The sequence below is a fragment of the Pelosinus baikalensis genome (assembly GCF_020819555.1).
GTDB classification, from domain to species: Bacteria; Bacillota; Negativicutes; order DSM-13327; family DSM-13327; genus Pelosinus; species Pelosinus baikalensis.
On sequence record NZ_JAJHJB010000010.1, the window covers coordinates 135755 to 136617 of the forward strand.

Annotated in this window: 1 protein-coding gene; it reads left to right on the top strand. The window is 55.2% G+C overall.

The genetic code is table 11. From position 1 onward, the window contains the following. On the top strand, positions 1-863 hold an 863-nt coding region (locus LMF89_RS09790; protein ID WP_229534889.1), incomplete at both ends, for a hypothetical protein.

Sequence of the window (863 nt, forward strand, 5' to 3'; positions counted from 1 at the left end):
TACTGGCGATGTTGGAGCTACTGGCGCTACTGGTGATGTTGGTGCTACTGGCGCTACTGGCGATGCTGGAGCTACGGGTGCAACTGGAGCTACTGGTGATGCTGGTGCTACTGGTGTAACTGGCGCTACTGGCGATGTTGGAGCTACTGGTGTAACTGGCGCTACTGGTGATGTTGGAGCTACGGGTGCTACTGGTGATGTTGGAGCTACGGGTGCTACTGGTGATGCTGGAGCAACTGGTACTACTGGAGCTACTGGTGTAACTGGAGCTACTGGTGATGTTGGAGCTACTGGTGCTACTGGTGCTACTGGCGATGTTGGAGCTACTGGTGCAACTGGAGCAACTGGCGATGTTGGTGCTACTGGAGCTACTGGAGCTACTGGAGCAACTGGAGCTACTGGTGATGTTGGAGCTACTGGTGCAACTGGCGCTACTGGTAATGTTGGTGCTACTGGTGCAACTGGCGCTACTGGTGATGTTGGAGCTACTGGTGCTACTGGTGATGTTGGAGCTACTGGAGCCACCGGCGCTACTGGCGATGTTGGAGCTACTGGTGCTACTGGAGCTACTGGTGATGTTGGTGCTACTGGAGCTACTGGCGCTACTGGTGATGTTGGAGCTACTGGAGCAACTGGTACTACTGGAGCTACTGGTGTAACTGGTGCTACTGGCGATGTTGGAGCTACTGGTGCTACTGGAGCAACTGGCGATGTTGGTGCTACTGGAGCCACCGGCGCTACTGGTGATGTTGGTGCTACTGGTACTACTGGAGCTACTGGTGTAACTGGAGCTACTGGTGTAACTGGAGCTACTGGCGATGTTGGAGCTACTGGTGCTACTGGCGATGCTGGAGCAACTGGTG